Consider the following 12,925-nt stretch of genomic DNA (forward strand, 5'->3'; position numbering starts at 1 on the left):
ATAATGCAATAGCGCAGTGCTTCAGGCTTATCCTTAGTATGGCGTACTTTTCTCAGTTCTATGTAGTCTGAATCATGGTCGTTTTCGAGATAGTTGACTAAATAGCCCTGAGGCATGACATTTCGGCACCTGCAAGGCCTGGGAAAATAGGGTCACTGGCATCAGAGGCTTTTGATGATTGCAAAAAATATTAAGCCTGATAGGAAAAATTAATCAAAGTGTCATTTTTTAGTCTATGGTTAAGTGATAACAAAAAAGAGCCAGTACGAATAAGGAATGTCCTATGAATGAGTTGAAGTTATTTGATGCTAACGAATCCCTGGATAATGAAGAAATGATTGCTGAATATCTGACTGCCGTACTGGAAGATGACAACATTACTGCATTTCTGCAGCTACTGAGTATCGCAACCCATACGAAAGAGCTGCCCGCTACAGCTGAATAACTTGTCATTTCTATAGCTATTGACGGGTTTTACTGTTCTTACTCACTAACTTTTCACCTTAAAATAACGAACATCGGTTGGAAGGAAAAAAGCATTTAAACGGCTGAAGGATAAGCCGTCCAGGTATTCTGTTACAGGCACAACAAATTACTCAGACAGCTGTTTAGCTGGTGCTGGCTCAGATGAGGGGGAGTAGCCTTTACTATGCATACACTCCTGAAAGGCCTGTTCTTGCTCATAAAGATTGATCGTTCCAGAAGGCGTATTCTGAATAAACTCACCGGTAATGCCTGTATTAAAGGAGTGCTGAACGGGAATATACAGTTCATCAAGTTCATGTGAAGACATCAGCTTGCAGGTAGAACGATCAGAGTAATATTGCTCAGGACTGGCTGTTGGGTGCTGCCAGGCAATCCCGGTAGTTGCACAGCCCTGTAAGATAATCCCCGCTACCAGTAAATATAATATCCTGCTCATCCCGTACTCCTTAAAATCGGATCTTTGTCCGGGTTCCCTTTGATGATGGTGCTCCGGGCCTGAAATATGCATTTATACATATCTGAACAACAGTATTTTGATATTATCCAGCTGCTGTCCAGGTGCTTATTTGTATGCAATAGATTAATGACTCCTGATCCGTATCAATGGCTGGTCTGGCGATCTTCGACTACAACTGCTCCCAGAGTCTCAACCACACGACGGAAGAAACCAGCCGCACTGCATTCCCCGCCAAATCCCAGATTAATACGGCCTCGCTCAGGTAAGAGTTGTGCCAGTATCATTTCATCAGAGTCCATTGTTGGTTCCTGCACAAACACAATAGGCTCTTCAGCAAATGCATCGTCATAAACAACACAAAAAAACGATGGCACAATCAGAGGCGTATTTTCATCTACTCTGAATACTCCTGCATACTCGCTGACATTAAAACACAGCATAGAATGACCTTCGTCCAGTTTGTAGAAATCGGCTTTAATATCGGCAATATCATCTAACTCCAGGTCTGAACCCTGAGTAATCATGGCGATACCGGACAATCTGGCTTTTAATGCTGATAATGGATCTGCTCGATATGTGCCAATAAAACTGCGAGGATCAGCATAAGCTGTATCGACCATTCTCAAATAACAGTATGCGACAATCGCTTTCCCGATATTGACCGACAAGCCTTTGGAGATAGGTAGCGCCATAAATAATCCCTTAAATTCATTATTATATACTGGTCTTTGCAGACACGAATCATCAAGGTTCCGGATGAAGTAATCCTGGGATAACAATAGTTCGCCCCGTTTTTAAGCCTTTTCTGTCAATGCCAGTTTTAACCCTAGAGCAGCAAAACTTCCTGCAAAAACTTTTTGTATTACCTCACTGATTTTTTCAGAATGGATGATATATTCCCTTACGCTATTTGCCAGCATTCCGTACAGAATAAAGACCAACAGCGTCATCAGCATGAAAATACCACCCAGAATGACCATCTGTTCAACCGGCTGATTAGCCTGAGATGGTAAAAACTGAGGCAGAAACGCCAGAAAGAAAACACTTAGTTTCGGGTTAAGAATATTGATCAGACAGCCTCTGATTGCTACCGATACCATGCTCTGTTGCTCTGCTTTTTTCTCTCCTAATTGTAAAGCTCCGGATGAGCGCCACATAGACCAGGCAAGATAGAGCAAATAAATCACGCCAACATACTTAATTATCTGAAATGCCAGTGCACTGGTGTGAAAAATCAGTGCCACCCCGAATACACTGGCCAGTAGTGAAGGTACAATGCCTATAGTGCAACCGATAGCAGCTGCAATAGCAGCCCGCCAGCCCATAAATAAACCTGAGGCTACGGTATACAGAACTCCAGTGCCGGGAATCAGTACAACGACAAGTGAAGTAATCAAAAATTCAACAGATATCATTAAAGTTGCATCCTGCGATGATAAAAAATCAGTTTAAAAAGAAACTCTTCTGGAATGCCAGTATTTCTCTTTCCAGTAGGGGTTATCCAGTGTTGATAGCATGACACCTTTCGAGGTCGATGCGTGTAGAAACTGATTACCTTCTACATAAATACCAACATGCCGGGCTTTAGATTCTGTTTTAAAAAAGACCAGGTCACCTGGACGAAGTTCGCTGCGTTTAATCCATTGTCCAGCCTTTGACTGATAAAGGGTTGTGCGAGGCAGCTCAATTCCAAACTGTTTCTTGTAGACCATATACGTTAGACCTGAGCAGTCAATTCCTCTTCGATTCATACCACCTAAGGCATACCGGGTACCCTTCCAATGCTGGTATTCACTGTATAAAGCCGCTTTAACGGCTTTAGTATCAGAAAAATCAGCTGCTTTACCATTTCGTACAATATGGCCTGCAGATGTCGATCTCTCTGGAGCAGGACTACATGCCACGATAAGAAATGGAAGCAGCGATAAGGTAGCAATAGATAAAAATCTGTTCATGGTGATTCCCCCTGCGAAATCAACCTGCAACTTTTACAGCATAGCGAATAAAAGCTTGTTCCTGAATACCCGGACAATAACTTATTGGCTTTAAGGTTATTTTATAAAGACCTTTTTATCCGTTATTGATGGTGTGTTCTATTACTCCGCAGTGCGTAGTTCTGACGACTATGGGTTATACACAACAGGTTGCTTCCGTAGTCATCAGGGAGCAGAACAGTTCTGCTTGATCCGCAGTTACCCCACATCATGCCGTAAACAATCTGTATCAGCTAGTGATGCTTTAACTCTGCTATTCTGCGGGCAACTACCTGATATTTTTTGATCAGACAGCTGAATAGTTACTTGGGATGTACTAAAGTTTTTTCTGTTCCCGCTGCAGATGCGTCTTATCGCTATTCAGAGTGTCTTACAGCCGTAATGTTGCAAAAAGTTGAATCTATTACGTTGTCTGGTGCGTTAAACAGATTAACTGTAATCTAACAAAGCCATTGTTTTCTGGTTTCTTTTCTCGTTACTTATTCGTACAGGAACCGCATGTGTTAGACTGCTATAAAAACCAGGTTGTATTGTAAGGAATTTTCATGAGTAATTTTGATTTTGACCTGTTTGTCATCGGCGCCGGGTCTGGTGGGGTGCGTGCAGCGCGTGTTGCGGCAGGAAAAGGAAAAAAAGTTGCTGTTGCTGAAGGGCGATTTCTGGGCGGCACCTGCGTCAATATTGGTTGCGTGCCTAAAAAACTGTTTTCTTACGGTTCTCACTTCCATGAAGAGTTTGAACAGGCAGCCGGATTTGGCTGGAATGTCACAGCCAGTGACTTTGACTGGCCAACTCTGAGAGACAATAAGACTAAAGAAATTGAACGCCTGAACGGTATCTATCATAACCTGCTGATGAACTCTGGTGTTGAGCTGATTGAAGGTTATGCCACTTTACAGGCAGAACATGAAGTGGTCGTTAATGGTGAAGTATACACAGCTGAAACCATTCTGGTGGCTACCGGTGCCAAGCCATTTATGCCAGAGTTTCCTGGCAACGAACATGCCGTATGCTCTGATGAGGTTTTCTATCTGGAGACGTTCCCGAAACGCACCCTGGTACTGGGCGGTGGTTATATTGCCGTTGAGTTTGCCGGTATTTTCCAGGGGCTGGGAGCTGAGAGCCATCTGGTCTACCGTGGTGATTTACCACTGCGAGGGTTTGACGAAGAAGTGCGTCAGTTTGCCTGTGACGAAATTCGCAAAAAGGGTGTGCAGTTCCATCTTGGCGTTAATATCAAAGAGATCACTAAACAGGACAGTGGATTATTAGTCACCCTGACGGATGATTCTCAGTTGGAAGTCGATCTGGTGTTATGCGCTACAGGTCGTATTCCTAATACTGAAGGTCTGGGGCTGGAAACCGTCGGCGTTAAAACAGCCGTCGGTGGTTCTATTATGGTGGATGATGGTTTCCAGACCAATATCCCATCCATTTACGCTCTGGGTGATGTGATCAACCGGATGCAGCTGACACCAGTGGCACTGGCTGAAGCGATGGTACTGGTGCATAACCTGTATGAGAAAGATCAGCCTGCACGTAAGATGGATTACACCAATATTCCTACTGCAGTATTCTGTCATCCGAATATCGCAACTGTGGGCCTGACCGAAGAGCAGGCCAGAGAGCAGGTCGGTGAAGTGGCCATTTACAGTGCTTCTTTCCGCCCGCTTAAGCATACGCTGTCTGGCTCAGAAGAACGTCATCTGATGAAACTGGTGGTGGATGCTGCAACAGATGTGGTTCTGGGGGCCCATATGGTTGGCCAGGATGCCGGTGAAGTGATGCAGGGTATTGGTATCGCAATCAAGGCTGGCGCAACAAAAGAGATCTTTGACAGTACTATAGGTATCCATCCTACTGGTGCAGAAGAGTTCGTCACCATGAGAACTGTTACGCGTAACTGATCTTTGAGTGAAATCCGGGGGAATCATCCATGCTCCGGCAGTTACGGATGCAGATATGTCGCTCCCACAGGGATTTGAGTTGCAGTAGTATTTTTGTTGTTTTCATTGTATTAGTTCAGCGCCAATCTGGTGCCTTTCGAAAGCCTTCAGCAGCTGTCATGCTTTATATACTCTGTATGACAACTGTTGCAGGCTTTTTCCTGCTTTATGTCTTCATCGGCAGTTTCAGTTCATATTTCAGCCAGTCACTGAATGCGCGTACTTTCGCGGATAAAGGCTTATTGGGCAAAACCAGATAGTGAGCACCTGTTGAAGGCAGAGTGAAATCATGGGCCTGTATCAACCGCTTGTCTTCCAGCAGACTACTGACATGAAAGCTGCGAGTCAGTAACAGACCTGCATGATTACATGCCGCTTCCATTGCCATTGTGCTGGTGTCACTTTCCAGCAATGGCATAGGCATCAGACCGCCATAACCCTGTTTTCTGAACCACTGCTGCCAGTTCTCCCGATCACCGATAGTACTGATCAGCGGCAGCTGTATAATTTTCAGTGCATCATTATCAACCGGGTACTTTTCCAGAAACTCCGGGCTGGCAACCACAACCCAGTGCTCTTTTGTCAGTCGTTCAACCTTCATACCGGTCCAGTCGCCAAAACCATTGGATATTTCCAGGTCGGCTTCTTCCACTTCGTTCTGAGATGGCCAGACCGATGACATCAACCGGATACGAATCCCCGGATTATTCTTGTAAAAACGGGCCAGCCTTGGCACCAGCCAGCGATGAATAAAGCTGGTTCCGCATTTTATCGTCAGCAGAGCCCGGTGATCTGTACCAAACAGCTCATCAGTACTGGCTTGCAGGTTATTGAATGCTTCAGTCAGTACTGGCAGATAGGCACGGGCAGCATCTGTCAGCTCCAGCTTCCGTGGTTTACGGATAAACAGCTGAGTATTCAGATACTCTTCCAACAGTTTAACCTGCTGGCTGACGGCTCCCTGAGTGACGTGTAGCTCTTCAGCGGCTCTGGTCAGACTTTTAAGACGGGCTGCGGCTTCAAACGCTTTCATCGCATTCAGAGGAGGGAGCGGTTTTCTGTTTAGTTTCATGGTGTTCTGCTGATCAGATCGTTTAAATCAGGTGCTTAATCTTGCTATACCTGACTGATTTTTATGAACTTTGATAACAGCTTAATATTGCGTTTTTATGTCAGAAGCAGTGAAGAGAGCAAAAGGCCTGAGCTTTGCCAGGCCTTTTGATGGGTATAGCAATGAGAAATAGAAAGGCAATAAAGATATTTCCAGATTTTAATCTTCGCCCAGGAAGCCTCCGGTCTGGTGTGACCAGAGCTGAGAGTAGATACCATCCTGCTTTATCAGCTCGCCATGAGTGCCTTGTTCAACGATATTACCCTGATCCAGTACCACCAGACGATCCAGAGCGGCAATGGTTGATAGCCGGTGAGCAATAGCGATAACCGTTTTGCCTTCCATCAGCTTGTAGAGACTGTTCTGAATAGCGGCTTCGACTTCTGAATCAAGTGCTGATGTCGCCTCATCCAGAATCAGAATAGGGGCGTCTTTCAGCAGCACTCTGGCAATGGCAATACGCTGTCTCTGGCCTCCGGAGAGCTTAACGCCTCGTTCCCCCACATGAGCGTCATACCCCGCCCGGCCCTGGGGATCAGTCAGGCTAAGGATAAAGTCATGGGCTTCAGCCTGTTTCGCCGCATTGATCATCTCATCCTCTGTGGCATCCGGACGGCCGTAGAGAATATTGTCCCTGACAGAGCGGTGTAACAGAGAGGTATCCTGAGTCACCATACCTATCTGAGCACGCAGAGAATCCTGACGTACCTCTCTGATATCCTGGCCATCTACCCGGATAGCACCCGACTCCACATCAAAAAAGCGCATCAACAGATTGACCAGAGTGGATTTACCCGCACCAGAGCGTCCCACCAGGCCAATTTTTTCACCGGGTCGGATTTTCAGATCCATATGGTCAATCACACCTTTGCTTTCACCGTAGTGAAAACCAACGCCATCAAAGTGAATCTTCCCTTCGGAAACGTCTATATTACGAGCACCGGATTGATCCTGCACCTGCAGAGGCTGGGACAAGGTGCTCATGCCATCAGCAACCGTACCTATATTTTCAAATAGTGCGCTGACTTCCCACATAATCCAGTGAGCCATACCATTCAGTCGCAGTGCCAGTGAGATGGCAATAGCAATAGCACCAATGCTGATCAGGCTATCAGTCCATAACCAGATAGATACTGCCGCGACACTGAATGTCAGTAGATGATTAATACTCTGAACGCACATATTCAGTAGCGTGACCAGACGCATCTGTTTATGGACTGTCCCCATAAACTCATCCATACCTTCTTTAGCGTATTCTGCTTCCCGGTCGGTATGTGAAAAAAGCTTAACGGTGGCAATATTGGAATAGGAATCAACAATACGTCCACTCATCATCGCTCTGGCGTCGGCCTGCTCGGTTGATATCCGCTTTAACCGAGGCACAAAGTAGACCTGGATCACCACATAACAGGCCAGCCAGACCAGCATAGGGATGACCAGACGCCAGTCAGCCTGAGCGATCAGTACCATCATAGAGGTGAAATAAACCAGGATGTAAACCAGTACATCCAACAATTTCATCACGCTTTCTCTCACCGCCAGCGAGGTTTGCATCACCTTGGTTGAGATGCGTCCGGCAAAATCATTGGCATAGAAAGACACACTCTGCTTCAGCAGATAGCGGTGTGCCAACCAGCGAATCGACATCGGGTAATTACCCAGCAATGTCTGATGAGTCAGCAAGGAGTGCAGAAATCCGGCCACAGGCAAAGCAACCAGAGGAATCAGTGCCATCCAGAAAAGCGTACCACTTTCTTCTGCCAGCAGGGTTTCCGGATTTTTTTCTGTCAGCCAGTCCACTAACTGGCCCATAAAGCTGAACAGAGTGACTTCAAGAATGGCAACTGTTGCGGTCAGAAATGACATTAGCAGCAGAGGTTTCTCCACACCTTTAGAGTAGTGTCGACAGAACTGATAAATTCCTTTTGGGGGCTGATCCGGATCAGCGGCAGGAAAGGCAGGAATCAGCCTTTCAAAAAACGCAAACATGAGAAGATCCTGTTTAAGAGAAGGCCTTGTCAGAAGAATGTATCTGAGAGAGTGAAGTAAAGGCCTGTTGTTCTGAGGAAGTGACATACTAGAGCAGGATGAGGTGTATCGCTACCGGATAATTGTGTCTTTATGGTTAAAATTGTCTTGCCGTTGGTATTGTGTGTGGTGGGCATTAATTACTCATAGGCAAGCAGACGTCATGGCCAGAGAACGATTTGGTGTTTGCAATCGTGCCAATTGTGCTGGAAGGAGAATAACAGGCGCAGGGCCTTGTTGATTAAGAGGGGAGATCACTGTTTTTATACAAACCATCTATCAGGAGGTGATTTGAATGATAAACTTATCCTGAAGCATAACTGATTGTTATCGGGCTGTTTTGCAGTGAAATTAACTTATATGATGATTGCTATGCTGTTTCGATCAGTTTTAAACCCGCAGATCGCTTAGTTATACCCACCAGTGAGAACATACGACAATAGCTATGGCAACCGTTGATATCCACTATTTTAAAGCGGCACTCAACTGTGCCGAACGGAAAGGTATTTCCACACAAGGTTTACTGCAGGAGATCGGGATTGCTCGGATGCAACTGGAACAATCTGATGGTCAGATTCAGGGAGATCAATATATCCGACTGATTCAGTTAGTGTGGGCTGAGCTGGAAGATGAGTTTATGGGCTGTACCCAGACTCCTTGTAAGCAAGGTGCTTTCGCTTTTATGGCTCGTCATGTGATGCACTATAAATCACTGGAAGCAGTGCTTGAGCAGGGTATTTTGTTTTATAACCTGTTTACCTCTGATATTCAGATGAGACTGGTACGACAGCAAAAGATAATCAGTATAGAGATTGAATTTGCCCGCCCGGAGCTGGACCCGGACCATTTCTATCAGGAGTTCTGGATGGTGATCTGGCATCGTTTTGCCAGCTGGATTATTAACAAAAGGATCACTCTTACCCAGGTTTACTTTCCTTATGCTAAACCTTCACATCATAATCAATTAAAACGCTTGTTCCCTTGTCAGCATTATTTCAACCGTCCAGTAATGAAATTCAGTTTCAGCAGTGAATTTCTGACATTGCCACCAGCACGTACACAGCGGGATCTGTCTCAGTTTTTACGCCACTCTCCCGCTGATCTGATCACCATTCCTGGTGAAGAACAGAGTTACCGGGGGCGTATTCGTTTACTGCTGCTGAATCAGGAAAGTGATGTACTGCAATGTCCATCATTTGAGCAGTTAGCAGAATCTTTTAATATGAGCGCACAGACACTCAGACGTCGCCTGAAGCGGGAGAATACTTCATATCCGATTATTAAAGATGAAATTCGCAAGGACCTGGCCATTGAAAAGCTGATCTCACAGAGACGTAGCGTATCAGAAGTGGCTTTTCTACTGGGATATACCGAGCCACGTTCGTTATCCCGTGCTTTTAAGGGGTGGACAGGACTAACGCCATCCCAATATATTCAGCGCAGGGCGAAATAGCCTGTGAATGCCTGATAATCAGCCAAGTGGAGTCTATTTAACTTATCAATGCTAATTCTGATACTGTACTCCATTCTTAGGCTCCTCGACGTTAGGTGTGGATTTATTGAAATGTATCTGCCCGTCATCGTCGCCTCGCAAAGCCAATTTTCCACATAAGCGAGGAAGCAGGCCTGGAGGAACACAGGGCTGAAAGCCCGAGTAGTCCTTGCCTGAGCCCGAGAGTTGCGGAAACTGAGTGTGAAGCGTGGCAGAGAGACGGGGCAGAATCTGCCTTGATTCCGAGCTGAGCAAATAATCAGCCCGCAAATCAAATCCACACGCAACGTCGAAGAACCCATTCTTATTGCTTGTCTTTTTGCTAAAATAACAAAAGATAATAATAAAAATGGAGTGCCTGCATGAGATTGAACGAAGAATGGCTCACGCCTGAAAATCAGGAACTGGTGCCTTTATCCCGCTGGCAGAATACCGTCAACCTGATGGCAGATTTGTTCAGAGCTCCCGCTGCTTTTATTGTTCAGCATGGGGCTGGTGGTTTCAGGGTAACGATTGCCAGTGAGCAAGAGGAAAACCCTTATCCTTCCGGTGGTATCATTCCTTCGGATACCAATATTTTCTGCAGAAAAATCGTTGAAACCTGTAAACCGCTGTATGTTAACCATGCAACAGCAGATCCTGAATGGGAAACCAACCCTGAAGTTTCTCAGGACGGTTTTAACTCTTATCTTGGGTTGCCTATCTTCTGGCCTGATGGTCTGCCATTCGGCACTATCTGTGTTATGGACTTTAGTGTGACCCATTATGATGATACTTATATTCAGCTCATTAAACAGTTCAGAGATCTGGTACAGACAGACCTGCTGCTAGTGCAGCAGTTTGAGCAAATCAGAGCGATGGCGTTGAATGATGAGTTAACGCATCTTTTTAACCGAAGAGGCTTTATCACGGTTGCGGAACAGCGCGTTCAACTGGCCAGAAGGAATAATAACGGCCTGGCACTGGTCTTTATGGATGTCGATGGGTTGAAGGGGCTGAATGACAATCTGGGACATGAGACTGGAGACTTTGCATTAAAGGCACTAGCGCGCTGTATGAAAAACAATGTGCGGGGAAGTGATATCTGTGCGCGTCTGGGGGGAGATGAATTTATTATACTGGCAGAAACTGACCAGACAGATGCACTGAAAAATATCTGCCAGCGAATTGAACATGATTTCTGTGAAGCTATGCCGGACAATGCTCCTGAACGAACAGGCGTCAGCTATGGCATCGTACAGATTAACGATATGAGTGTATCCCTTGAGTGCTGGATGGAGAAAGCTGATAAGCTGATGTACAGTCAGAAATACTTTAAAAGGGCAGTGGTCAGGCCAGCTCCGGATTAAAATATGTCAAGTTTGTAACCGGGCTGAGTTTATTGTTCGGCCCGGCTTTTCCCTGATTAATTAATCCCACTCGGATGGGGCTTTTTCTGTTTTATGGCCACCTTCTGTCCAGGATGCAAAACCTCCCAGAATATTGGTCACGTTTGTATATCCCATTAGCTGCAGTGTATGAGTAGCCAGCGCGCCACGCCCTCCTGCCTGACAATATACTAATACTTCTCTTGTTTTGTCCTGCAGTTCAGGGTGAGCCTCTGCTTTAAATTCAATAACACCTCTGGGTAATTCGATAGCTCCCGGAATGTGTCCGATCATATATTCCTGGGGTTCCCGGACATCAAGTACAAGTGCTCCATTCTCTATTCGATCTGATGCCTGAGCCGTATTGCATTCCTGGATTTCCTGTTTGGCCAGAGAAACGAAATCCTGAGTCGTCATTGGCATATCAAATCCTCTCTTTTCATAAGTTTATTCTTATATTTTATAGGGCAATAGATCTGAGATCAACGGAGCAGATAGAAGCCTCATATTTTGCTCTTATCAAGCGATAGAAATCATTTTGTTATTGAATCTATTATCAGCTGCACTTCGTAAGTCTCCAGAATATGGGAGCTTTTTATTTTCCCGAATCCTGCAATGACAGAATAAGTATCGGAGTCAGTTTATGGATTATCAGTTATCACTGATTATTGGGTTTATTGCCCTGATTTCAGTTTTACTTTCCCCACAAGCGAAAGGAGCCAATGCTTTTTTCCGAGGAGAGTCAAAAGATGGTCAGCAGCCGGGCCTGTTGATTTTGACGTTTTCTCAGGTGACGACCTGGATTTTTGCCCGTTCACTTATGAATGCAGCGATCCTGGGGTTTTATTATGGGATATGGGGCACTCTGGCATATGCGGCTTATTACCTGTCGTTTCTGACCGGGGCCAGAATTATTGATCATCTCAGATTTGAACAGGGCTATGATAGCATCCAGTCGTTCCTGGGGGATCGTTTTGGTCAATGGGGAACCCGATGCTATAACCTGGTGATTGGTGTCCGCCTGGTCAGTGAGGTCTTTGCTAACTTATTAGTCATCGGCATTCTGTTCGGAGCGGCAGGAAGCGGAGCTTATACTCTGGCTGTACTGGGGCTGGCATTGATTACTCTGGTCTATTCCATGATGGGGGGGCTGCATGCTTCTTTGAGAACGGATCTTTTCCAGATGTTTGTGTTTCTTGGTGTACTGGCGCTACTGCTGGTTATGGCGCTGAGTTCAGGACATCTGAATACTGAAGCATTGATGTTTAAAGCTTTTGATATTTCTGAGCCTGGACCTGTATTGCTATTGGTGGCATTCCTGCAGGTGTGGAGTTATCCGATGCATGATCCTGTGATGATGGACCGTGGATTTCTGGCAGATAGAGAGACAACGCGTAAAAGCTTTCTGCATGCAGGCTGGATCAGTGTGCTGTGTATTATTACATTCGGAGCACTGGGAGTGATGGCTGGTGCACATGCGGTGACCGGGGAGAACATGAATCAGGCGCTGACACGTTTGTTGGGTGAGTGGCCTATGCTGATGTTCAGTGCTGCACTGGTTATTTCTGCAATGTCGACCCTTGATAGTACCTTATCCAGTTCTTCTAAGCTGATTGTTGTCGATATGAAAATGACGCAGGCAACCGTTTTTAATGGCCGTATGGCAATGGCGGTATTCATGTTGCTGGGTGTGTTATGTGTTTTCTGGGGAAATAAAGATTTATTCAGTGCAGTCGCGGTCAGCGGGACGGCGTCTATGTATCTGACTCCGGTCATCTTCTTCTCATTGTGGGGTAATAATACCAATATTCCGGTCTGGAGTTATCTGGTCTCATTTATACTGGCTGTGGGCGGTGCGGTCCTGTATTTCACGGAGTCGTCAGGTTACAGTGCTTTGCTTGGGGATGTTCACAAGTACACTAAACTACTCTGGATCTCTTTAACTGTACTGATTGCCGGATGTGCTGCTTTCTGGGTTGGTGATAAGTTGAATCAGCCAAAAAGTAAAAGCGTAACGGCAGAGTAAAACAGATTATGAAGGAAA

12 protein-coding genes are annotated in these 12,925 nt (G+C 45.6%); 5 read left to right on the forward strand and 7 right to left on the reverse strand.

Annotated elements, in window-relative coordinates; all coding sequences use genetic code 11:
* Positions 1 to 283: 283 nt before the first annotated feature.
* The gene (locus tag H4O21_RS05555) at positions 284 to 445 is read left to right on the forward strand and encodes a hypothetical protein (protein WP_182807850.1); all 162 of its coding nucleotides are present in this window, start codon (positions 284 to 286) and stop codon (positions 443 to 445) included.
* Between the two features lie 147 nt (positions 446 to 592).
* On the opposite strand, the gene H4O21_RS05560 is transcribed toward H4O21_RS05555, so the two are convergent.
* From H4O21_RS05560 to H4O21_RS05575, 4 genes are all read right to left on the reverse strand, one after another.
* A complete protein-coding gene (locus H4O21_RS05560) occupies positions 593 to 922 on the reverse strand; it encodes a hypothetical protein (protein ID WP_182807851.1) in 330 nt (109 codons plus the stop codon).
* A gap of 164 nt (positions 923 to 1,086) precedes the next feature.
* Entirely contained in the window at positions 1,087 to 1,635 is a 549-nt protein-coding gene (locus H4O21_RS05565; RefSeq protein ID WP_182807852.1) for a hypothetical protein, read from the reverse strand.
* A gap of 102 nt (positions 1,636 to 1,737) precedes the next feature.
* Positions 1,738 to 2,358 (reverse strand): LysE family translocator, encoded by a 621-nt coding sequence (locus H4O21_RS05570; protein ID WP_182807853.1) that lies wholly within the window; start codon positions 2,356 to 2,358, stop codon positions 1,738 to 1,740.
* A gap of 33 nt (positions 2,359 to 2,391) precedes the next feature.
* A complete protein-coding gene (locus H4O21_RS05575) occupies positions 2,392 to 2,898 on the reverse strand; it encodes an NlpC/P60 family protein (RefSeq protein ID WP_182807854.1) in 507 nt (168 codons plus the stop codon).
* A gap of 584 nt (positions 2,899 to 3,482) precedes the next feature.
* Between H4O21_RS05575 and gorA the strand changes: the two genes are divergently transcribed.
* Complete coding sequence (gorA, locus tag H4O21_RS05580) at positions 3,483 to 4,844, forward strand: glutathione-disulfide reductase (RefSeq protein WP_182807855.1); 1,362 nt, start codon at positions 3,483 to 3,485, stop codon at positions 4,842 to 4,844.
* Between the two features lie 205 nt (positions 4,845 to 5,049).
* On the opposite strand, the gene H4O21_RS05585 is transcribed toward gorA, so the two are convergent.
* On the reverse strand, positions 5,050 to 5,955 hold the full coding sequence (locus tag H4O21_RS05585) for a LysR substrate-binding domain-containing protein (protein ID WP_182807856.1): 906 nt from the start codon (positions 5,953 to 5,955) through the stop codon (positions 5,050 to 5,052).
* Positions 5,956 to 6,153: 198 nt separating this feature from the next.
* On the reverse strand, positions 6,154 to 7,983 hold the full coding sequence (locus H4O21_RS05590) for an ABC transporter ATP-binding protein (RefSeq protein WP_182807857.1): 1,830 nt from the start codon (positions 7,981 to 7,983) through the stop codon (positions 6,154 to 6,156).
* 484 nt (positions 7,984 to 8,467) lie between these two features.
* On the opposite strand from H4O21_RS05590, the gene H4O21_RS05595 reads away from it, so the two are divergent.
* Together H4O21_RS05595 and H4O21_RS05600 are read left to right on the forward strand one after the other, a co-directional pair.
* A complete protein-coding gene (locus H4O21_RS05595) occupies positions 8,468 to 9,475 on the forward strand; it encodes an AraC family transcriptional regulator (RefSeq protein ID WP_182807858.1) in 1,008 nt (335 codons plus the stop codon).
* Positions 9,476 to 9,876: 401 nt separating this feature from the next.
* Entirely contained in the window at positions 9,877 to 10,863 is a 987-nt protein-coding gene (locus H4O21_RS05600; protein WP_182807859.1) for a sensor domain-containing diguanylate cyclase, read from the forward strand.
* A gap of 60 nt (positions 10,864 to 10,923) precedes the next feature.
* Here the strand turns inward: H4O21_RS05600 and H4O21_RS05605 are convergent, their stop codons facing one another.
* Positions 10,924 to 11,304: a rhodanese-like domain-containing protein gene (locus tag H4O21_RS05605; RefSeq protein ID WP_182807860.1), complete on the reverse strand. Its 381-nt coding sequence runs from the start codon at positions 11,302 to 11,304 to the stop codon at positions 10,924 to 10,926.
* Between the two features lie 220 nt (positions 11,305 to 11,524).
* On the opposite strand from H4O21_RS05605, the gene H4O21_RS05610 reads away from it, so the two are divergent.
* Positions 11,525 to 12,907 (forward strand): sodium:proline symporter, encoded by a 1,383-nt coding sequence (locus tag H4O21_RS05610; RefSeq protein ID WP_182807861.1) that lies wholly within the window; start codon positions 11,525 to 11,527, stop codon positions 12,905 to 12,907.
* Positions 12,908 to 12,925 lie beyond the last annotated feature (18 nt).

It is taken from the genome of Oceanospirillum sediminis, from assembly GCF_014164585.1.
Lineage (GTDB): Bacteria > Pseudomonadota > Gammaproteobacteria > Pseudomonadales > Halomonadaceae > Oceanospirillum > Oceanospirillum sediminis.

Bases quoted from the DNA above. Each gene is read 5' to 3' on its own strand.
- H4O21_RS05555 (WP_182807850.1), top strand. From the start codon at position 284: ATGAATGAGTTGAAGTTATTTGATGCTAACGAATCCCTGGATAATGAA.
- H4O21_RS05560 (WP_182807851.1), bottom strand. From the start codon at position 922: ATGAGCAGGATATTATATTTACTGGTAGCGGGGATTATCTTACAGGGC.
- H4O21_RS05565 (WP_182807852.1), bottom strand. From the start codon at position 1,635: ATGGCGCTACCTATCTCCAAAGGCTTGTCGGTCAATATCGGGAAAGCG.
- H4O21_RS05570 (WP_182807853.1), bottom strand. From the start codon at position 2,358: ATGATATCTGTTGAATTTTTGATTACTTCACTTGTCGTTGTACTGATT.
- H4O21_RS05575 (WP_182807854.1), bottom strand. From the start codon at position 2,898: ATGAACAGATTTTTATCTATTGCTACCTTATCGCTGCTTCCATTTCTT.
- gorA (WP_182807855.1), top strand. From the start codon at position 3,483: ATGAGTAATTTTGATTTTGACCTGTTTGTCATCGGCGCCGGGTCTGGT.
- H4O21_RS05585 (WP_182807856.1), bottom strand. From the start codon at position 5,955: ATGAAACTAAACAGAAAACCGCTCCCTCCTCTGAATGCGATGAAAGCG.
- H4O21_RS05590 (WP_182807857.1), bottom strand. From the start codon at position 7,983: ATGTTTGCGTTTTTTGAAAGGCTGATTCCTGCCTTTCCTGCCGCTGAT.
- H4O21_RS05595 (WP_182807858.1), top strand. From the start codon at position 8,468: ATGGCAACCGTTGATATCCACTATTTTAAAGCGGCACTCAACTGTGCC.
- H4O21_RS05600 (WP_182807859.1), top strand. From the start codon at position 9,877: ATGAGATTGAACGAAGAATGGCTCACGCCTGAAAATCAGGAACTGGTG.
- H4O21_RS05605 (WP_182807860.1), bottom strand. From the start codon at position 11,304: ATGCCAATGACGACTCAGGATTTCGTTTCTCTGGCCAAACAGGAAATC.
- H4O21_RS05610 (WP_182807861.1), top strand. From the start codon at position 11,525: ATGGATTATCAGTTATCACTGATTATTGGGTTTATTGCCCTGATTTCA.